The sequence below is a fragment of the Micromonospora sp. NBC_01739 genome (assembly GCF_035920385.1).
Classification (GTDB): domain Bacteria; phylum Actinomycetota; class Actinomycetes; order Mycobacteriales; family Micromonosporaceae; genus Micromonospora.
In genome coordinates, this window is the sequence record NZ_CP109151.1 from 402,321 (window position 1) to 421,555 (window position 19,235).

17 protein-coding genes are annotated in these 19,235 nt (G+C 73.7%); 7 read left to right on the forward strand and 10 right to left on the reverse strand.

What is annotated here, in order from left to right; translation table 11 throughout:
- Positions 1-25: 25 nt before the first annotated feature.
- Together OIE53_RS01865 and pknB are read right to left on the reverse strand one after the other, a co-directional pair.
- Complete coding sequence (locus tag OIE53_RS01865; RefSeq protein ID WP_327024811.1) at positions 26-886, reverse strand: deoxyribonuclease IV; 861 nt, start codon at positions 884-886, stop codon at positions 26-28.
- The gene (pknB, locus tag OIE53_RS01870) at positions 886-2,874 is read right to left on the reverse strand and encodes a Stk1 family PASTA domain-containing Ser/Thr kinase (protein ID WP_327024812.1); all 1,989 of its coding nucleotides are present in this window, start codon (positions 2,872-2,874) and stop codon (positions 886-888) included. The genes OIE53_RS01865 and pknB overlap by 1 nt, the downstream gene beginning before the upstream one ends.
- A gap of 153 nt (positions 2,875-3,027) precedes the next feature.
- Here pknB and OIE53_RS01875 point away from each other — a divergent pair, with 153 nt between their 5' ends.
- The gene (locus OIE53_RS01875; protein ID WP_327024813.1) at positions 3,028-3,411 is read left to right on the forward strand and encodes an Rv2175c family DNA-binding protein; all 384 of its coding nucleotides are present in this window, start codon (positions 3,028-3,030) and stop codon (positions 3,409-3,411) included.
- A 51-nt stretch (positions 3,412-3,462) separates the two neighbouring features.
- Here the strand turns inward: OIE53_RS01875 and OIE53_RS01880 are convergent, their stop codons facing one another.
- Both OIE53_RS01880 and OIE53_RS01885 read right to left on the reverse strand, forming a co-directional pair.
- Positions 3,463-4,545 (reverse strand): polyprenyl synthetase family protein, encoded by a 1,083-nt coding sequence (locus OIE53_RS01880; protein WP_327024814.1) that lies wholly within the window; start codon positions 4,543-4,545, stop codon positions 3,463-3,465.
- Positions 4,546-4,554: 9 nt separating this feature from the next.
- Complete coding sequence (locus tag OIE53_RS01885) at positions 4,555-4,944, reverse strand: helix-turn-helix domain-containing protein (protein WP_327024815.1); 390 nt, start codon at positions 4,942-4,944, stop codon at positions 4,555-4,557.
- Between the two features lie 289 nt (positions 4,945-5,233).
- Between OIE53_RS01885 and metF the strand changes: the two genes are divergently transcribed.
- Entirely contained in the window at positions 5,234-6,151 is a 918-nt protein-coding gene (gene metF / locus OIE53_RS01890) for a methylenetetrahydrofolate reductase [NAD(P)H] (RefSeq protein WP_327024817.1), read from the forward strand.
- 43 nt (positions 6,152-6,194) lie between these two features.
- Positions 6,195-6,884, forward strand: a complete 690-nt coding sequence (locus tag OIE53_RS01895; protein ID WP_327024818.1) for a CDP-alcohol phosphatidyltransferase family protein — start codon at positions 6,195-6,197, stop codon at positions 6,882-6,884.
- A 70-nt stretch (positions 6,885-6,954) separates the two neighbouring features.
- Here OIE53_RS01895 and OIE53_RS01900 read toward each other — a convergent pair whose 3' ends face one another.
- The 6 genes from OIE53_RS01900 to OIE53_RS01925 are packed head-to-tail and all read right to left on the reverse strand — an operon-like array spanning position 6,955 to position 12,277.
- Entirely contained in the window at positions 6,955-8,442 is a 1,488-nt protein-coding gene (locus OIE53_RS01900) for a phytoene desaturase family protein (RefSeq protein ID WP_327024819.1), read from the reverse strand.
- A 56-nt stretch (positions 8,443-8,498) separates the two neighbouring features.
- The gene (locus OIE53_RS01905; RefSeq protein ID WP_327024820.1) at positions 8,499-9,626 is read right to left on the reverse strand and encodes a glycosyltransferase; all 1,128 of its coding nucleotides are present in this window, start codon (positions 9,624-9,626) and stop codon (positions 8,499-8,501) included.
- Positions 9,623-10,480, reverse strand: coding sequence for a carotenoid biosynthesis protein (locus OIE53_RS01910; protein WP_327024821.1), 858 nt, complete (start codon positions 10,478-10,480; stop codon positions 9,623-9,625). The genes OIE53_RS01905 and OIE53_RS01910 overlap by 4 nt, the downstream gene beginning before the upstream one ends.
- Positions 10,477-11,040, reverse strand: a complete 564-nt coding sequence (locus tag OIE53_RS01915; protein ID WP_327024822.1) for a GNAT family N-acetyltransferase — start codon at positions 11,038-11,040, stop codon at positions 10,477-10,479. Before OIE53_RS01915 ends, OIE53_RS01910 begins: the two co-directional genes overlap by 4 nt.
- The gene (locus OIE53_RS01920; protein ID WP_327024823.1) at positions 11,037-11,792 is read right to left on the reverse strand and encodes a monooxygenase; all 756 of its coding nucleotides are present in this window, start codon (positions 11,790-11,792) and stop codon (positions 11,037-11,039) included. Before OIE53_RS01920 ends, OIE53_RS01915 begins: the two co-directional genes overlap by 4 nt.
- Positions 11,789-12,277 carry a YbaK/EbsC family protein gene (locus OIE53_RS01925; RefSeq protein ID WP_327024824.1) on the reverse strand — a complete coding sequence of 163 codons (489 nt, stop codon included), beginning with the start codon at positions 12,275-12,277 and terminating at the stop codon, positions 11,789-11,791. Before OIE53_RS01925 ends, OIE53_RS01920 begins: the two co-directional genes overlap by 4 nt.
- A 468-nt stretch (positions 12,278-12,745) precedes the next feature.
- Between OIE53_RS01925 and OIE53_RS01930 the strand changes: the two genes are divergently transcribed.
- The 4 genes from OIE53_RS01930 to OIE53_RS01945 all read left to right on the forward strand — a co-directional run bounded on the left by OIE53_RS01930 (position 12,746) and on the right by OIE53_RS01945 (position 19,179).
- Complete coding sequence (locus tag OIE53_RS01930) at positions 12,746-13,195, forward strand: SAV_6107 family HEPN domain-containing protein (protein WP_327024825.1); 450 nt, start codon at positions 12,746-12,748, stop codon at positions 13,193-13,195.
- 157 nt (positions 13,196-13,352) lie between these two features.
- Positions 13,353-14,087 carry a hypothetical protein gene (locus tag OIE53_RS01935; RefSeq protein WP_327024826.1) on the forward strand — a complete coding sequence of 245 codons (735 nt, stop codon included), beginning with the start codon at positions 13,353-13,355 and terminating at the stop codon, positions 14,085-14,087.
- Positions 14,088-14,133: 46 nt separating this feature from the next.
- Entirely contained in the window at positions 14,134-15,723 is a 1,590-nt protein-coding gene (locus OIE53_RS01940; RefSeq protein ID WP_327024827.1) for a DNA polymerase Y family protein, read from the forward strand.
- Positions 15,724-15,795: 72 nt separating this feature from the next.
- Entirely contained in the window at positions 15,796-19,179 is a 3,384-nt protein-coding gene (locus OIE53_RS01945) for an error-prone DNA polymerase (RefSeq protein WP_327024828.1), read from the forward strand.
- Positions 19,180-19,235: the final 56 nt, after the last annotated feature.

The window sequence follows — 19,235 nt, forward strand, 5'->3', positions numbered from 1 at the left end:
GGGCCAGAGGGGGCCGGTGGGGGTGTTAGGGGAGGAGGCGGCGGAGGGTGGTTATGTCGGTGGCGTGGCCTTCGTGGTGGGTGGTGGGGGTTTCCACGAGGATGGGGACGCCGGCGGTGGCGGGGTGACGCATCAGTTCGGCGAAGGCGGGCTCGCCGATGTTGCCCTTGCCGATGTTCTCGTGCCGGTCCCGGGTGGAGCCGCACAGGTCCTTCGAGTCGTTGGCGTGCACCAGCCGGAGCCGATCCGCGCCGACGGTCGCCACCAGGGTGTCCAGGGTCTCGGTCATGCCGCCTTCGGCAGCCAGATCGTGCCCGGCGGCCCAGGCGTGGCAGGTGTCGAAGCAGACCCCCAGCCATGGGTGCCGGTCCACCGCGTCGAGGTAGGGGCCGAGGTGCTCCACCCGGCTGGCCAGCGACCGGCCGCCGCCCGCGCTCGGTTCGACCAGCAGCATCGGCCCGCCACTGTCGGCCGCCGAGTCCAGTAGCGGCAGCAGGGATTCGCGTACCTGCCGCATGGCCGCCTCGGCGTGCCCGGCGTCCACCGCGCTGCCGGCGTGGAACACCACCGCGCGAGCACCGATCGCGGTGCCCCGGCGCAGGGCGTGGGCCAGGCTCTGCCGGGACCGTTCGACCGTGGCCGGGGTCGGTGAACCCAGGTTGACCAGCAGCGAAGCGTGGATGTAGACGGCCGTGCCCCGCTCGGTGCAGCCGTCGCGGAACAGGGCGTCCTGCCCGGGGTCACCGGCCGGCATCGCCCAGCCCCGGGAGTTGCCGACGTACACCTGGGCCACCTCGGACCCGGCGGCGTCGAGGTACGGCAGTGCCGCCTTCGCCAGTCCACCCGAGGTGGGGGTGTGCGAGCCGATCGGCCGGTGGCTGGTCATCAGAAGCACCCGATGGTGATCTGGGTGCCGGGGGCCACCTGCGTGTTCTCGGGCGGGTTCTGGAACCGGGCCACGGCCGCCGGGTTGAACTGCACCGCCACCGGGAAGCCCTGGCTCTCCAGCACCTGCTTGGCCTGCTGACAGGGCAGGTCGATGACCCGGGGTACGGCCACCAGCGGTGGACCTTCGCTGACCTCCAGCCGGACCTGGGCACCCTTCTCCACCCCGCTGCCGTCGGCCGGGCTCTGCCCGAGCACCTCGTCGCGGGGCTTGTCGGACTGCTTGTAGGTCGGTTCCACCAGGACCAGGCCGAGCTGGGCGATCTGGGTACGGGCCTCGTTGAGGCTCTTGCCGACCAGGTTCGGCACCGTGATCGGGGCGCGGCCCTTGCTCAGGATGACGGTGATCTCGTCGCCCGGCTCGACTTCCTTGCCGGCCTCCGGCTTGGTGGCCACCACCACGCCTTCGGGCAGGCTGTCGTCGTACCGGGCGTTGCCCTTGACGATCTTCAGTTGGGCGTTGACCAGGTCGGTTTCGGCCAGGTCGAACTCCTTGCCCACCACGTCGGGCATCGGGAACCGGGCCGGCCCCAGCGACAGGGTCAGGGTGATGGTGCCGCCCTTGAGGATCCGGGCGGCCGAGGCGGGCTCCTGCGCCACCACCCCGTCGCGCGGGATCTGCTCGTCGTGGCGCGGGTCGGCGTACTTCAGGGTGAAGCCGCCCTGCGCCGCCTGCGCCTCCGCCTGGGCCTTGGTCATGCTGACCAGTTGCGGGGCGGTGGTGTAGCGGCCCACCCCGAACCACCAGCCGCCGAGGGCGGCCACCAGGCCGAGGACGACCACGACGGCGGCGACCGCGAGACGTCCGTTCGACTCGCCCAGGAGACGGGTACGCCATTCGGCGAGTTGGGCCCACCGATTCCCGTCGCCGTCCGGGGCCGCCCGACGACGTCCCCGGGCGGGTGCCCCACCCTCGGGCAGCCGGGCCCAGGTGGGCCGCTCGGCGGGGCGGACCGCCGCCACCATCATGGTGGGCTGGGCGACCACCGGGTCGTCGGCCACTGCGGACAGCATGGCGGTCTGGGCGTTGGCGTTGCCGATTCCGTCCCGGGCCACCTGCACCTCGGCCAGCAGCGCCCCGGCATCGACCGGCCGGGTAGCCGGGTCACGGCGGGTGGCCCGGGCCACCAGGTCGTCGAGCACCCTGGGCAGGCCGGGTACCAGGGTCGAGGGCGCGGGGACGTCCCGGTCGACATGCTGCCAGGCGATGTCGATCGGCCGGTCACCGTCGTACGGCACCCGGCCGGTCAGCATCTCGAACAGCACGATGCCGGTGGAGTAGACGTCCGTACGGGCGTCGGCCCGGCCGGTGGTGACCAGCTCCGGGGCGACGTACGCGACCGTGGCCATCAGCTGGTTGCCGCTGTCGTGGTCGGTGCTCGCCTCCACGGCCTGCGCCAACCCGAAGTCGGTGACCTTCACGACGCTGTCGACCAGGTTGGCCGGACCGCCGCTGGGTGCCTCGGCGACGAGCACGTTCTCCGGCTTGACGTCGCGGTGGACCAGCCCGGCCCGGTGCGCGGCGGCCAGGGCGGCCAGGATCTGCTCGGTGATGGCCAGCGCCTCGTCCGGGTTGAGTCGGCGCCGCTCGGTCAGCACCTCCCGCAGGGTGCGCCCCCGGACGTACTCCATGACCAGGTACGGCCGCCCGGCGTGGGTGCCCTGGTCGTAGACCGCGACCACGTTGGGGTGGGTCAGCCGGGCGATGGTCTTCGCCTCGTCGCTGAACCGGTCGACGAAGCTGGCCAGACCGGCCCGGTCCGTCGGCCCCGATGTCGAGTGAATGATCTTGACCGCCACGATGCGTTCGAGTCGTTCGTCCGTGGCGGTGTACACGGTCGCCATGCCGCCACGAGCCACGCGACCGCGGATGCGGTAGCGCCCGTCGATCAGCGAGCCCAGCAACGTGTCGGCGACCTGTGTGTCCATCGGCAGCGAGTCTATGTGTCGGGGAATGAAGGTTGAACAGGATGCTACCGCCGAGCGAGCCTCCCCGGGTCCGCCGTGGTGTCACGGACGGTGGTCGATCCTGGTCAGGGAGGCTGTTGACCCGGTGCCGGGAGGACGTGGCAGGGTGGTCGGGTGACCGACTCCGTACCCACCGACAACGCCGCGCCGGGGGCCACCCCCGCCGGGCCGACGGACTGGCTGACCCTGCCGGACGTCGCCGAGCGGCTCGATCTGCCGATCAGCAAGGTGCACCAGAAGATCAGGGACCGGGAACTGATCGCGGTACGCCGCGACGGTGTCCGCCGGATCCCGACCGACCTGGTGGCCAACGACACCGTGCTCAAGCACCTGCCCGGCGTGCTCAATCTGCTGGCCGACGCCGGTTACGACGACGAGGCGGCGCTACGCTGGCTCTACGAGCCCGACCCGACCCTGCCGGGCGGCACCCCCGCCACCGCCCTCGCCGGCGACCAGGCCCGCGAGGTGAAACGCCGCGCCCAGGCCCTCGGCTTCTGACCCACCCCACCCCTCACCCCGCCCTCGCCGTACGGAGGCGGGGTGAGGACGTCAGTCGGTGCGGCGGGTGGCGGCTATGGCCAGGTCGACCAGGGACTGGCGGGCTTCGGTGTCCAGGTCGACGGCGCTCAACGCGGCCAGGGCGGCGTCGGTGAGGGTGACGATGCGCTGCTCGGTGCGGGCCAGGGCGCCGGTGGAGGTGATCAGGTCCCGTAGTCGGACCACCCCGGTCTGGTCCAGCTCCGGGTCGCCCAGCCCGGCGAGCAGGACGGCCCGGTCGGCCTCGTCAGCCGCTTCCAGGGCCGCCGCCACCAGGTAGGTCCGCTTGCCCTCGCGCAGGTCGTCGCCGGCCGGCTTGCCGGTCTGGGCGGGATCACCGAAGACTCCCAGGACGTCGTCGCGCAGCTGGAACGCCTCACCCAGCGGCAGCCCGTACGCCGAGTAGGCGACCCGTACGTCGGCGGAGGCGTCGGCCAGCGCCGCGCCGATCAGCAGGGGTCGCTCGACGGTGTACTTGGCCGACTTGTACCGGGCCACCTTGCTGGCCCGCTCCAACGAGGTGTCCCCGGTGGCCTGGGTCACCACGTCGAGGTACTGCCCGACGGTGACCTCGGTACGCATCTCGTCGAAGTCCGGCCGGGCCCGGGCCACCGTCCGGGGATCCAGCCCGGCGGAGTGCAGCAGCTCGTCGGACCAGACCAGGCACAGGTCGCCCAGCAGGATCGCCGCCGCGTCGCCGAAGCCGTCCGGAGAGCCACCCCAGCCGGCCGTGCGGTGCCAGGTGGCGAATCGGCGGTGCACCGCCGGCTCACCCCGCCGGGTGTCCGAGCGGTCCATCAGATCGTCGTGGATCAGGGCGCTGGCCTGGACCAACTCCAGGGCGGCCAGGGCGGTGACCACCGCGTCGGTGTCCACTCCGCCGGCTCCTCGGTACCCCCAGTAGGCGAAGGCGGGCCGTAGCCGCTTGCCGCCGCCCAGCACGAACGCCTCGATCGCGTCGGCGACCGGCACCAGGGCCGCATCGAGGTCGGTCATCCACGATCGGCGGCCGGTGAGGAAGTCGGAGAGGGCCTGGTCCACCCGTTGGCGGAGGCCGGCCCGGTCGACCGGAGAGACAGGAGCAGCGTGGGTCACGTCCCGACGCTAGTAGGTCGGATCGCGGCGCGCCGACCCACCCACGTTCCGGCGCGTCGCGACTCGCCGGGGGATCCGGGTCGGTGGGCGCGCCGAAGCCGGTCGGCAGGGCCCGCGTCGCCGCTCCCGGTCGCCGGCCGCCGCTGCCGGTCCGCCGGCCTCGCCCGGGTCGGCCGGCGGATCGGAGGGTACGCCGAGCACGGCGGCCAGCCAGCCGTGCCAGAACCGGCCGGGGGTACGCCGCTGGCGCTCCCATCGGGAGATCTCGTGCCGGCTGAGGGTCGGCACCCCGGCGGCGGCGCACAATTCGGCGGCCAGCCGGGACTGGCTCCACCCTCGGGCCAGCCGTAACCGGGTCAGTGGCGGCCCGGACAGCGGATCGGGCGGGTGCGGGAACATCGGTCCTCCGGAGGGTCGACACGCGGGATGGTCGGCCCGGACTCGGACCACCCATCGGTGGATCATGACCCCCGCGCGGCCCCCTGCGGTCCGCAGACCACCCGCGCTGAACAACAGATATCCGAGGGGTCCGACGTTTTCCCGTCCGGCGAACTGGACCCGGCCCGGACCGGTAACAGGCCCGGGCCACACCGGAGAACTGGGCCGGGGGCGCCTGGACGGTCGGGCAGTGATCCCTGGCAGTGGGAAGCGGATAGGGATCCGTGGACTCTCCGGCTAGAGTCGATGCGTGGCGCTCGGTCTACCCTCGGTCCTCCCGAATCCGCAACCAGCGATCGGGGAGCTGGTCCGTGACTGCCAGCCGACCTTCTCCTTCGAGTTCATGCCGCCGAAGACGGCGGAGGGCGAGCGGCAGCTCTGGCAGGCGATCCGCGAGCTGGAGCCGTTGCGGCCCTCGTTCGTCTCGATCACCTACGGTGCCGGCGGCACCACGCGGGACACCACTGTCTCGGTCACCGAACGGGTGGCCACCGAGACCACCCTGCTGCCGATGGCTCACCTGACCGCGGTCAACCACTCGGTGGCCGAGCTGCGGCACGTGATCGGGCGGCTGGCCGGTGTCGGGGTGCGCAACGTGCTGGCCGTGCGGGGTGACCCGCCCGGTGACCCGACCGGCGAGTGGGTCCGGCACCCCGAGGGCGTCGACTACGCCGAGGATCTCGTCCGCCTGGTACGCCGCTCGGGCGACTTCAGTGTCGGGGTGGCCGCCTTCCCGTACCGGCATCCGCGTTCGCCGGACATCGCCACGGACACCGAGCACTTCGTCCGCAAGTGTCGGGCCGGTGCCGATTTCGCCATCACCCAGATGTTCTTCGACGCCGACGAGTACCTCCGCCTGCGGGACCGGGTGGCCGCCGCCGGCTGTGACACCCCCATCCTGGCCGGGGTGATGCCGGTGATCCGCATCGGCACGATCGAACGCTCCGTGCAACTGTCTGGGGCCCCCTTCCCGCCGGCGCTGGCCGAGCGGTTCGAGCGGGTCGCCGACGACCCGGAGGCGGTCCGCCGGCTCGGCATCGAGCAGACCAGCGAGATGTGTCAGCGGCTGCTCGCCGAGGGTGTTCCGGGCATCCACTTCATCACCTTCAACCGGTCCACCGCGACCCGGGAGATCTGGCAGAACCTGCGGGTGGGCGCCTCGAAGTGAGCTCGACGGCGCGATACCTCAGCGCCGCCGCGACGGTTGAACCGTGGTGGGCAGACAGCTGAACTGGAACGAGTACGCCACCGCGTGGGCCCGACTGCACGGTGGGTTCGACCCCCGTGCCGCCACGCCGGTGGTACGCGGTTGGCTGCGTCTGGCGTACCATCTCGGGTTTCTGCTGGGCCGGCTGCGGGTCGGTCCGACCGCGGTGACGGCGGTCGGCGTACTCCTCTGCCTCTGTGTGCCGTTGTTCGCGGTCCGTCCCGGTGACGGTCCGTTCCTCGGCGCCCTGTTCGTGTTGCTCGCCTCGGTGGCCGACAGTGTCGACGGGGCGGTGGCGGTGGCCACCGGGCGCACGACCCGGCTCGGCTATGTCTACGACTCGCTGGCCGACCGGATCGGTGAGGTCGCCTGGCTGGCGGCGTTCTGGCTGGTCGGTGCGCCGGGTGCGCTGGTCGTCGCGGCCGGCGCGCTGTCCTGGCTGCACGAGTACGTCCGGGCCAGGGCGGTCGCCGCCGGGATGCGGGAGATCGGCGCGGTGACGGTGGGGGAGCGGCCCACCCGGGTCTGCGTGGCCCTGGTGGGGCTGCTGCTGGCCGGCCTGACCGGGCTGATCCAGCCGGATCTGGCGGCCGGCACCATCACCATGGCGACCGCGGTGTGGGTGCTGCTGGCCGCCTTCGGGCTGGGGCAACTGCTCTCCGCGGTACGTCGGGCGTTGCTCGACGCCGACTGACCGCCTCCCGGAGTGTTAACAAGGGGCCCTTCCTCTACCCGAGGCGTTAATAAGGTGCCCTTCCTTGCACCTACCAGGCGGGGCCGACGGCATCGGCGACGATCTGGGCGGACAGGGTCACCATCGGCAGGCCGCCGCCCGGGTGACTGGAGCCGCCGACCAGCCACAGGCCGCGCGCCGGTCCCCGGTTGGCCGGCCGCAGCAGGCCACCGGCGGTGCCGTAGATGGTGCCGCCCGGGGCGCCGGTGGCGGTGGCCAGGTCGGCCGGGGTCCGGATGTCCTGGAACACCAGCCGGTCGCGGACCTCCACGCCGCGCTCGGCCAGCACCTCCAGGATCCGATCGGCGTACGCCTGCGCCAGCCCCGGTCGACGCCAGTCGATCGCGTCGGGGGCGGTGCCCTGGCGGGCGGCGTTGACCAGCACGAACCACGCCTCGTGGCCCTCCGGGCGGACCGCCGGATCGTCGGCCACGGTGACGAAGATCGTCGGGTCGGCGGCCGGCCGGGCCCGGATCCCCCGACCCGGGTCGCCGAAGACCGCGTCGAACTCGGCGTCGTAGTCGCGCGGGAAGAAGACGTTGTGGTGGGCCAGCCCGCTGTCCCCGCGTACGCCGAGCAGCAGCACGAAGCCGGCCAGGCTGCGGTCGGTGAGCCCGGCCAACCGGCGGGGGTCCGGCAGCAGGTCACGGTAGACCGTCAGGGCGTCGACATTGGCCACCACCACGTCGGCGGGGATCGGGGCGCGCTGGTCGGCCACGCGTACCCCGTGCACCCGACCGCCGGTGGCGTCGATCCGGGTGACCGTGGTGCCGGTACGCACCACCACCCCCAGGTCCAGGCAGCGCGACAGCAGGGCGTCGGCCAGGGTGCCCAGCCCGCCACGCAGGTACCAGCCGCCGAAGGCCAGTTCGGCGTAGGGGACCGCGACCAGGGCGGCCGGGGCCCGACGCGGATCGGCGCCGGTGTAGGTGGCGTACCGGTCCAGCAGCATCCGCAGTCGAGGATCGGACAGGTGGGACCGGCCCAGTCCGCGCAGGCTCTGCCCGGGGCGGATCGCCGCCAGGTCGCCCAGCCGCCAGGCCAGTCGGGCCAGGTCCCGGGGGGAGTCGACCCGGCGGCGCAGGATGTCGTGTTCGCTGGCCCGCCAGACCCGGGCGGCGCGCCGCCACAGCCGCTGCCAGTCCGCGGCGGCCCGGTCACCGAAGGCCGCGCCGATGCGGGCGGTGAACTCCGCCGGGTCGGCGCAGGAGTCCAGCACCGGAGCACCGTCGGGGAAGACGTGCCGCACGATCGGGTCCAGCGGCACCAGATCCAGGTATTCGTCCAGCTTCGCCCCGGTGGCCTCGAACAGCTCGTGGAAGACCTCGGGCAGGGTGAGCAGGCTGGGCCCGGTGTCGAAGTGGAACTGGCCCGAGGGGGTGTCGCGGGTGTGTCGTCCCAGCTTGCCGCCGACCGTGTCGGCCTGCTCCAGAACGGTCACCTGGTGCCCGGTGACAGCCAGCCGGGCGGCGGTGGCCAGCCCGCCCACCCCGGCCCCGACGACCACGATCCGCGCCATGCCGCGTCCTCCCCTGACCGTGTCGAGGTCCCTGCTCCGCACCCGCCGAGGCGGAGCTAGCCGACCGGACGGCCGCGCCAGGACAGGCGCCGCCGCTTGCGCAGATGGTACGACCGTACGGTCAACCAACCGAGGACCGCGACCGACACGGGGTGGCTCAGCGCGTCGGGCCAGGCCCGCCCGCCGGTGGCCCGGGCGCTGACCACCCGTCCCACCACCCCCGCCAGGTACGTCAGGGCGGCCACCCCGGCCAGGGCCGGTGCCCCGGCCAGCAGGGCGGCCACGGCGACCAGCGGCGGCGCGGTGTAGAGCAGGAGCAGCAGCCCTACCACCAGCGCGGCGGCCAACGGATGCCCGAAGGTGGCCCACAGGGACTTGGTGTAGCCGTCACGCAGCTGCGGCCAGGTGTCGTACATCCGGCAGGTGGCCAGCCGGGAGCCGTCGGCCAGGGCGATCCGGCCCCCGGCGCGTTTCACCGCCCGGGCCAGCTCGATGTCCTCCAGCACCCGGTCGGCGACCGCGGCGTGCCCCCCGGCCCGCAGGTAGCCGGCCCGGTCGACGACCAGGAACTGCCCGCCGGCCGCGGCCAGGGAGGGCCGCGGCGAGCCTTCCATCGCCCGCAGCGGCAGGAAGGTCAGCCACAACCACTGCAACAGCGGCTGCACCAGCCGGTCGGCCACCGTCCGCACCACGATCTTCGGGTACGGCGACAGCAGGGTCACCCCGGCGGCGCGCAGTTCGGTGACCGCCGCCGCCACGGCGTACGGGCGGAGCACCACGTCGGCGTCGACGAACACCAGCACCTCGGCCGACTCCTCGGCGTGGCCGGCCAACTGCCAGCAGGCGTGTGGCTTGCCCAGCCAGCCCGGTGGTGGGGCGATCCCGGTGTGCAGGGTGACCCGGGGATCGTCGCCGACCAGGGCGCGGACCACCTCGGCGGTGCCGTCCGTGGAGCCGTCGTCGAGCACCACGATCCGCAGCCTGGGTACCCCACGCTGGGCCAGCAGCGCCCGCAGGCAGGGGGTTACCCGGTCGGCCTCGTCGCGCAGCGGCAGCAGCACGGTCACCCGTTCGCCGGTCTGCACCGGCCGGTCGGTCGGGCGACGCAGCCACCGGCCGGCGTTGACCAGGGTGTGCCCGGTCAACACGACGACGAGGAGCAGTACGACGAGCGGCCCGGTCATGCCGTGACGTCGGCCCGGGTGCGCTCCGCGCCGGCATGGTCGTCGCCGGTCCGGCGGCTGCGCAGCAGCGTCACCGCCAGGGGCACCGCGATCACCGCCATGCCGACACCGCCCCACAGGGCGGAGGCGGGCAGGTCCAGGAAGACCGCGTGGGCCAGCACACTGGAGGCGTACGTCCACAGGTAGAGGGCGTACATCGGTCGGTCGCGGGCGTCCGTGTCGAGCACGGCGGACCCGGCCAGCGGACGCAGGGCGGTCATCACCAGCACCGCGAACAGCAGCCAACCCAGGTAGTTGCTGACCGGGATGCCGGCCAGTCCGGGCAGCGCCGGGGTGGCGTCGCGCCACACCCAGTGCCCCTCGGCGACCATCTGGGGATCGAGGAAGAGGTCCCAGGTGGCCAGCCCCAGGGTGGCCAGCCCGATCCGCGCCGGCCACCGCCACCACCCGGGTGCCGTGCCGCCGCCGATGATTCGGGTCGCCACCAGCCAGGCCGGCCAGGACATCCAGGTCCAGGCCAGCGGGATGATCAGTGGCACCCCGGCCAGTTTCGGTCCGAGTTGGCCGGAGTAGTCGTAGCTGCCGAAGGGGAAGCCGGTGGCCACCCCCAGGGCCTCGATGGCGAAACCGCCGCCGGTGGCCAGGGCGACGAGCGCCAAAGCGGTACGGGGTCCCCGGCTGAGCAGGGCGTGCCCGACCGAGAGCAGGTAGCCGAGCACGACGGTGGCCACGGTCAGCCGGGCCCGGGTCGACCCCTCGGTCAGCGGGTAGCAGATCTGCGCCAGCACCAGCAGGGCCAGCAGCACCCAGGGGTAGACCGCCCGCAGGGAGCGGGTCGGTGCGGCTGCGGTCATGGCCGTACGGGTGGCTGCTCGGCGGCCAGGGGCAGATCCCGGCCGAGCACCCCGAACGGGCGCTCGTCGCCGGGAAAGCGGAAGTCGCGCAGCAGGTCGACGAAGCCGAACCGGCGGTACAACCGCCAGGCCCGGGAGGTCTGCTCGTCGGCTTCCGGGGTGGACAGCAGGGTGGTCGCGCCCTCGGCCAGGGTGAGCAGGGCCCGCAACTGCCCGGCCCCCAGACCGTGCCCCTGTGCCGGTGGGCTCACATGCAACTCGACCACCTCGAAGCAGTCGGTGAGCCAGCGTCGGCGGGCGGCCGGGTCGAGCGCCCGCCAGACCTGGTCGTGCCACCACTGGCCGGCGCTGCCGGTGTAGCCGTACCCGAAGCCGGCCAGGTGACCCTCGGCGGTCAGGCTGGCCACGGCGCGGAAGCCGGGCCGGCGTACGTGGGTGGCGATGTAACCGCGACGGCCCGCCAGCAGGTCGGCGCGGTAGCCCATGGCCTCGCCGTAGACGGTCACCACGTCGTCCAGTCGCCGGAGGAGATCGTCCGGTGTCCACCGCACCAATCTCATGCCCGTCCACCCTTCGCCGGGTCTGCGTCGACCCACCCCAGTACCGTCCGGTCACCGATCACGTCACGCACCTCGAACCGGGCGAAGAGCTCCTCCGCGTACCATCGCGCGGTCTCCGTCCGGGTGATCGCGGCCCGGTGCTGCGGGTGACGGTACGCGAACCCCACCAGGTCTGCCGGATCGCGCCACACGCTCACCGTGCCCTGCCAGCCCAGCGGCGCCTCACCGACACCGAAGCGGGCCAGCAGGCCGGGCGCGGCGTGCAGGGCGGCGGCCACCGGGGGGACCGCCCGCCAGAAGGTGAGGGCGCGGGTGGGTCGCAACCGGGCCCGGGTCAGGGCCAGGACCGGCCCGGTCACCCGGCCACCGGCCGGCTCGCCGAAGGGCCGTCGACCGGACCACTCACCCCGGCTGCTCAGCGGCCGCAGGTCGAGCCGGACACCGGCGGTGGCGATGTCGGACCAGGCCCGACCCACCGGTGAGTCGGCGAACCGGGTGGCCGCGGCGGGGGAGTCCCACACCGTCAACGCCGCCCAGCGGGTCGGGTCGGCGTCGCCCGGCCCGAAGCCGGTGCCGGTCCCGGTGCCGAGCAGCTTGCCGAACCGTACGCCGGGCAGGGCGCGCAACCGGCGCGGGTCCCGCGCCATCCGCAGCAGCGCCCGACCCACGGCGGTACGCGGGATCCGCCACACGTGCAGAGTGACCAGTTGGGGGACCTGCTCCGGCCCGTTCACGCCGCCGCGCTCGTTCACGCCACGTCGGTCGGGGTGCCGCCGGTGATCCGCAACAGTTCGGCGTACGTGCTGGGGAAGACCGCCTGGGGTATGCCACCGGCGGCCCAGATCTCGTCGTACTTGTCCAGGGCGTTGTCCACCAGGGTGCGCAGCGGCTGCGGATGGCCCACCGGGGCGACCCCGCCGATCACCTGGCCGGTGTGCTCCTTGACGAACTGCGGCGTGGCCCGGCGTAGCCGGGTGATGCCGAGCCGGGCGGCCAGGCCGGTGGTGTCCACCCGGTGCGCGCCGGAGGTCAGCACCAGCAGCGGTGCCCCGTCGGCGTCGAAGACGAGGGAGTTGGCGATGGCGCCCACGTCGACGCCGAGCGCCTCGGCGGCGGCTGCGGCGGTGTGCACGGCGTCGGGCAACAGGCGGACCGTGGCCGGGGCGTCGGAACCGTTGCGCGCCTGGGCGGCGTCGAGGGCGTCCTGCACGGCCCGGACATTCGGGTGTGACTGCATCCCGCCATTCTTCCCGGTACCCGTCCAGACGGTGCAGCCGGCCAGGGTGCATCCGGTGGCCGGACAGGTCGGCGCGTCACACGTTGCATTTTCGTCGGGGGGAGGGTGTACTGTCAGCAGCAGTTAGAACGAGTGTTCGATTGAGTCGAACGTTCGTTCCAACCCTCCTCGGGGTGGGTGTTTCGCGGCACCTGACCTTGAGAGGTGCGGTACCGCGGACCGCACCGGGCTTCGGGCAGTCGCGAGTCCGGACCCATCAGGCAGGACCGTCGTCCGCCGCCCACGACCCCCGGGCGGCGGACGACGGACCCGCCGGTACGCCGGCCGGGTGTGGTGTGGGGAAGCTCCACACCCGGCCGGCCACCCCATCTGGTGCGTCTTCCTCCGCACCGCCCGCTGCGGGTGCTCCGCGCCGACGGAACTCCTCCGCCGCGCGGTCGCCCGCCCCGGTCCGCCTGGAGGAGTGACATGCCGACCAGCCCGGCCCAGGTGCCGACGGTGCCCGCGCACGTGCTGCCACACCGCACCCCCGCCCAACTACTGGCGGTGGCTCGGCAAGGGCTCGCCGAAGCCGCCCGGACGAGCCCCGATGGTCTCCGGTACGCCACCGCCCACCTGGCGGCCCTGCGTGCCGCCGCCGCGGTGCTCGCCGCCCGGGCCCGCCCCGCGCCGACCCGCCGTAGCCGGATCACCAGTGTCTGGGTCCTGCTCGCCGGTGTCGCCCCCGAGCTGCACGAGTGGGCCACCTACTTCGCCCTGGCCGCCGGCAAGCGGGCCGCCGCCGAGGCCGGCATACCCCGGGTGGTCACCGCCCGGGAGGCCGACGATCTGCTCCGCGCCGCGGAGGATTTCGTGGCGGTGGTGGAGTCCGCACTCGACCTGGTCCATCAACCGGCCATCGAGGGGCTCGTCGCCTGAGTCGCGGCGTCCGGTCACCACCGGCGGGACACCAGGCTGACCGGACGCCGTCAGGGCCCTCCCGAGCCGACCATGCCACCTCGGCACCTTCTTATCTGATCAACGACAGCACCATCCCCGGGCCGGTGCCCGGGGCGACACGACGGGGGTAGATCCGATGGCGGGCCGCATGGTCGTCGGTTCCGCCGCGCTGGCCGAGTTGGTGCGCCCGGCCAGCGCCCCCGATCCGGCGGGCGGCCACCGGATGCTGCCGGTGCGGCCCGAGTTGAGCGGGTTGTTGCCCGGCCGAGGGCTGCGCCGGGGCAGCACCATCGCGGTCGGTGCCGGGCAGTCCCGGCACAGTGGCACCACCTCACTGCTGTTCGCCCTGCTGGCCGAGGCCTCTCGCACCGGCTCATGGTGCGCGGTGGTCGGGTTGCCGACCTTCGGAGCCGGCGCGGCGGCCGAGGCGGGAATCGCCCTGGACCGGCTGGCCCTGGTGCCGCAGCCCGGCCCGGAATGGCCCACCGTGGTCGCCGCGCTCATCGACGGGGTCGATGTGGTGGTCACCGCCGTACCGGCCACGGTCTCCGCCTCCGTCGCCGGCCGACTGGCCGCCCGGGCCCGGCAACGCGGCAGCGTGCTGGTGCCCTACGGCCGGTGGGAGGGCGCGGATGTGACCCTCCAGGTGGTACGCGGGGTGTGGGAAGGACTCGGGTCGGGTCGGGGTCGGCTGCGTCGCCGCGAGGTGACCATCTCGGCGCGTGGCCGGGGGGCGGCGGCCCGCCCCAAGGAGGCCAAGGTCTGGTTGCCCGGTGCCGAACTGACCCGGGTCATCCCCGGCCCCGCCACTTCCCGCAGCGAGTCCACCAGCAGCCGCGCGGCCGTCATGCGCCTGTGGTCGTCGCGATGAGGGTTCCGTGGCGCATCCGGCACCCCGCCGGGTGGGTGAGGCTGACATGAGTGCGGTCGTCCGGACTCTGCTGCTCTGGTGTCCGGACTGGCCGGTGCTGGCCGCCGAGATCATCGACGGGGTGCCGGCCACCGGACCGGTGGCGGTGCTGCACGCCAACCGGGTCCTCGCCTGCTCCGAGCAGGCCAGGGCCGAGGGGGTACGCCGAGGGCTGCGTCGGCGGGAGGCCCAGGGGCGCTGCCCGGGGCTGACCGTCGTCGACCACGATCCCGGGCGGGACGCGCGGGCCTTCGAGCCGGTGGTGGCCGCGGTCGAGGAGGTGGCGGCCGGGGTCGAGGTGATCCGCCCCGGAGCCTGCGCGTTGCCCGCCCGGGGGCCCAGCCGCTACCTCGGCGGGGAGGAGGCGGCGGCCGAACGGATCGTCGAGCATCTCGCGCAGAGCTGTGCGGTGGAGAGCCAGGTCGGCATCGCCGACGGGGTGTTCGCCGCCGGGTTGGCCGCCCGACAGGGGCGGATAGTGCCGCCCGGCGGAACCCCGGAGTTCCTGTCCACCCAGCCCGTCGAGGCCCTGGGCCGGCCGCCCCTGGCCGACCTGCTGCGCCGACTGGGGGTGCGTACCCTCGGTGACTTCGCCGCCCTGTCCGCCGGTGACGTGTTGGCCCGGTTCGGCTTCGACGGGGCGCTGGCCCACCGGATGGCCGCCGGGCGGGACGACCGCCCGCTCGCGGTCCGGCGCCCGCCCGCCGACCTGACGGTCACCGCCGACCTGGACGAGCCGATCGAGCGGGTCGACGTCGCGGCGTTCGCCGCCCGGACCCTGGCCGAACGGCTGCACGAACGGCTCGCCGGGCACGGGCTGGCCTGCACCCGGCTCGGCATCGAGGCGGTCACCGCGCACGGCCAGGAGTTGCACCGGGTCTGGCGGCACGACGGTCTGCTGAGCGCGGCGGCGATCGCCGACCGGGTCCGCTGGCAACTGGACGGCTGGCTGACCGGGGCCCGCCGGGGCGGCCCGGCCCGGCCCACCGCCGGGATCATCCGGCTGCGGTTGGTGCCGGACGGGGTGCTGGCCCAGGCCGGCCTGCAACCCGGGCTGTGGGGCGAGACCGGCGAGGAACGCGAGCGGGCACATCGGGCGCTGACCCGGGTGCAGGGCCTGCTCGGCCCCGAGGCGGTGGTCACCGCCGTGCTCGGTGGCGGTCGCTCCCCGACCGACCAGGTACGGCTGGTCCCATGGGGCGACGAACGCGCCCCCACCCGCCCCGCTGCCACCCCGCTGCCGTCCTGGCCGGGGCGGCTGCCGCCGCCTTCGCCGGCGGTGGTGCTGCCCACTGCGCTCGCCGTACACGTGTGGGATGCCGCCGGTGAACCGGTGACGGTGAGCGCCCGGCTGGCGATGAGCGCCCCGCCGGCCCGGCTGAGCACCGATGCGACCGTGGAAGCCCTGGTCCGGGTAGGCGTGGGCAGGGGAGTCGAGATCGTCGGCTGGGCCGGTCCGTGGCCGGTCGACGAGCGGTGGTGGGCCCCGACCGAGGCCCGTCGCCGAGCCCGCTTCCAGGTCTGCCTGGCCGACGGCACCGCACTCCTGCTCGCCGTCGAGCACGGCCGATGGCTGCTGGAGGCGATCTATGACTGACGTGAATCCTGGTACGAAACGGCCCTCCCGGGGGCCGGAACGTACCAAGATCGTGGCGGCGAGGTGGGGACGGTGAGTTTCCACAACCCACGGCTGCCGTGGTCGGAGCTGGAGCGGGTGCTCTCCGGACGGTCGGGCAAGGGGAGAGGTCGGGGGAGTGAGCAGGGTGCCGGGGAACGGCATCTGCATGTGGTGGATCCACTCGCGATCGATGCCGACGGGGGCGACTCGCCGGCCTGGAACCGGCGCCGGGAGCACTACAGTCCGCCGGAGCTGACCCGACCCGACGGGGTGCTGCCGTACGCGGAACTGCACGCCCACACCAACTTCAGCTTCCTCGACGGCGCCAGCCATCCGGAGGAACTGGTCGAGGAGGCCATCCGGCTGGGGCTCACCGCCCTGGCCGTCACCGACCACGACGGCTTCTACGGTGTGGTGCGCTTCGCCGAGGCGGCCCGCGCGCTGCACCTGCCGACGATCTTCGGGGCGGAGCTGACCCTGGGCCTGCCCGGCCCGCAGAACGGGGTACCCGACCCGCACGGCAAGCACCTGCTGGTGCTGGCCCACGGCCACGAGGGGTACGCCCGGCTGGCCACCACCATCGCCCGCGCCCACCTGCGGGGCGGGGAGAAGGGCCGCCCGGTCTACGGCGACCTGGAGGAGATCGCCGCCGACCTGCGGGACCACGTGCTGGTGCTGACCGGCTGCCGCAAGGGGCACGTGCCGGCCGCCCTGCTCACCGAGGGGGTCGAGGCGGCGGCCCGCGAGCTGGACCGGCTGACCGCCCTGTTCGGGGCGGAGACGGTGGCGGTGGAGCTGACCGACCACGGGCATCCGGTCGACGAGGACCGCAACGAGGCCCTGGCCGAGCTGGCCGCCGCCGCCGGGCTGCCCACGGTGGCCACCAACAACGTGCACTACGCCACCCCGGGGCGACGGCGACTGGCCACCACCCTGGCCGCCGTACGGGCCCGGCGCAGCCTGGACGAGATGGACGGCTGGCTACCCGCCGCCGGCACCGCCCACCTGCGCTCCGGGGCCGAGATGGCGGCCCGGTTCGCGGCCTACCCGGGTGCGGTGGCCCGGGCCGCCGAGTTCGGCGCGGAACTCGCCTTCGACCTGCAACTCGTCGCACCGCAACTGCCGGCGTACCCGGTGCCTCCGGGGCACACCGAGATGAGCTGGCTGCGGCAGCTCACCGAGGCCGGTGCGCGGGAACGCTACGGCCCCCGCGCGGCCCACCCGCAGGCGTACGCGCAGCTCGACCACGAGCTGAACATGATCGAGGCGCTGGGCTTCCCGGGCTACTTCCTGGTGGTCTACGACATCGTCGAGTTCTGCCGCCGGGCCGACATCTACTGCCAGGGCCGGGGCTCGGCGGCCAACTCGGCGGTCTGCTACGCCCTGCGGATCACCAATGTGGACGCGGTCCGGCACCGGTTGCTGTTCGAACGCTTCCTGGCCCCCGAACGCGACGGCCCGCCCGACATCGACGTGGACATCGAGTCCGACCGCCGGGAGGAGGTCATCCAGCACGTCTACGCCCGCTACGGCCGGGAGCACACCGCCCAGGTGGCGAACGTGATCTCGTACCGGCCCCGGTCGGCGGTGCGGGACGTGGCCAAGGCGTTCGGTTTCTCCCCCGGTCAGCAGGACGCCTGGAGCAAGCAGATCGACCGGTGGGGTGAGGTGGCCACGGCGGACGTGCCGGAGATCCCCGAGCAGGTGATCGCGTACGCCAACGAGGTGCAGACGTTCCCCCGGCACCTGGGCATCCACTCCGGGGGCATGGTGATCTGCGACCGGCCGGTGATCGAGGTGTGTCCGGTGGAGTGGGGGCGGATGCCCGGCCGCAGCGTGCTCCAGTGGGACAAGGACGACTGCGCCGCCGTCGGCCTGGTCAAGTTCGACCTGCTGGGCCTGGGCATGCTCTCGGCGCTGCACTACGGCTACGACATGATCGGGATGAGCCTGGATCTGGGCGACATGAGCCTGGACGATCCCGAGGTCTACGACATGCTCTGCCGGGCCGACTCGGTCGGGGTGTTCCAGGTGGAGAGCCGGGCCCAGATGGCCACCCTGCCCCGGCTGAAACCGCGCGAGTTCTACGACCTGGTGGTCGAGGTGGCGCTGATCCGGCCCGGCCCGATCCAGGGCGGCTCGGTGCACCCGTACATCCGGCGCAAGAACGGGCAGGAGCCGGTGACGTACGCCCATCCGCTGATGCGCAACGCCCTGGAGAAGACCCTGGGGGTGCCGCTGTTCCAGGAGCAGTTGATGCAGCTCGCCATCGACCTGGCCGGGTTCGACGCGGCCGAGGCCGACCAGTTGCGCCGGGCGATGGGGGCGAAGCGTTCGGTGCAGCGGATGGCCCGCATAGCCGATCGGCTCTACGCCGGCATGGCGCAGCGGGGCATCACCGGTGAGTTGGCCGAGGACGTCTACCGCAAGCTCACCGCCTTCGCCAGCTACGGCTTCCCGGAGAGCCACGCGATGAGCTTCGCCTACCTGGTGTACGCCAGCTCCTGGCTCAAGCGGTACCACCCGGGTCCCTTCCTGGCCGCGCTGCTGCGCGCCCAGCCGATGGGCTTCTACTCGCCGCAGACCCTGGTCGACGACGCCCGCCGGCACGGGGTGCAGGTCCGCCGACCGGACATCAACGCCAGCGGGGTGCAGCCGGTGCTGGAGTCCACCCCGGACACCCGGTGGGGCAGCCGGCCGGGGGAGCCGCCCCACGCCTGGGGGCTGGGCGGGCCGGCCGTACGGCTGGGGCTGTCGGGTGTGCGTACCCTCGGCGAGCCGGTGGCCGAGCGGATCGTGGCCGAGCGGACGGCGCACGGGCCGTACCGGGACATGTCGGATCTGGCCCGGCGGGTGGGTCTGACCGCCGCCCAACTGGAGGCCCTGGCCACCGCGGACGCCTTCGCCTGTTTCGGTCTGACCCGGCGGCAGGCGCTGTGGGCGGCCGGCGCGGCGGCCCAGGACCGACCGGACCGGCTGCCCGGCACGGTGACCGGCGCGGCGGCGCCCACCCTGCCCGGGATGGAGGCGGTGGACCGGCTGGTCGCCGACGTGTGGGCCACCGGGTTGTCCCCGGAGAACCATCCGGCCCGGTTCATCCGCCCCCAGTTGGAGGCGATGGGTGCGGTACCGATCGACCGGCTGGGCCGGGTGGAACCGGGTCGGCGGATCCGGGTCGGGGGGATCGTCACCCACCGGCAGCGGCCGGCCACCGCGGGCGGGGTCACCTTCATCAACCTGGAGGACGAGACCGGGATGCTCAACGTGACCTGTTCGCCGGGGTTGTGGCAGCGGCAGCGGCGGGTGGCCCGGACCAGCGCGGCCCTGGTCGTACGGGGGCGGCTGCAACGACACGAGGGGGTGACCAACCTGGTCGCCGACCGGTTGGAGGCCATCGAGCCACCGGTCCGTCCGGCCTCCCGCGATTTCCGCTGAGGCGGGTGGGTCCGCCGGCTCGGGGGCTCCGACCAGGTGTGACCCGGCTCGGTGGG

What these genes read in the sequence shown, in the direction of transcription:
- OIE53_RS01865 (WP_327024811.1), bottom strand. Translation starts at nt 886, where the DNA reads ATGACCAGCCACCGGCCGATCGGCTCGCACACCCCCACCTCGGGTGGA.
- pknB (WP_327024812.1), bottom strand. Translation starts at nt 2,874, where the DNA reads ATGGACACACAGGTCGCCGACACGTTGCTGGGCTCGCTGATCGACGGG.
- OIE53_RS01885 (WP_327024815.1), bottom strand. Translation starts at nt 4,944, where the DNA reads ATGTTCCCGCACCCGCCCGATCCGCTGTCCGGGCCGCCACTGACCCGG.
- OIE53_RS01900 (WP_327024819.1), bottom strand. Translation starts at nt 8,442, where the DNA reads ATGGCGCGGATCGTGGTCGTCGGGGCCGGGGTGGGCGGGCTGGCCACC.
- OIE53_RS01905 (WP_327024820.1), bottom strand. Translation starts at nt 9,626, where the DNA reads ATGACCGGGCCGCTCGTCGTACTGCTCCTCGTCGTCGTGTTGACCGGG.
- OIE53_RS01910 (WP_327024821.1), bottom strand. Translation starts at nt 10,480, where the DNA reads ATGACCGCAGCCGCACCGACCCGCTCCCTGCGGGCGGTCTACCCCTGG.
- OIE53_RS01915 (WP_327024822.1), bottom strand. Translation starts at nt 11,040, where the DNA reads ATGAGATTGGTGCGGTGGACACCGGACGATCTCCTCCGGCGACTGGAC.
- OIE53_RS01925 (WP_327024824.1), bottom strand. Translation starts at nt 12,277, where the DNA reads ATGCAGTCACACCCGAATGTCCGGGCCGTGCAGGACGCCCTCGACGCC.
- OIE53_RS01930 (WP_327024825.1), top strand. Translation starts at nt 12,746, where the DNA reads ATGCCGACCAGCCCGGCCCAGGTGCCGACGGTGCCCGCGCACGTGCTG.
- OIE53_RS01935 (WP_327024826.1), top strand. Translation starts at nt 13,353, where the DNA reads ATGGCGGGCCGCATGGTCGTCGGTTCCGCCGCGCTGGCCGAGTTGGTG.
- OIE53_RS01940 (WP_327024827.1), top strand. Translation starts at nt 14,134, where the DNA reads ATGAGTGCGGTCGTCCGGACTCTGCTGCTCTGGTGTCCGGACTGGCCG.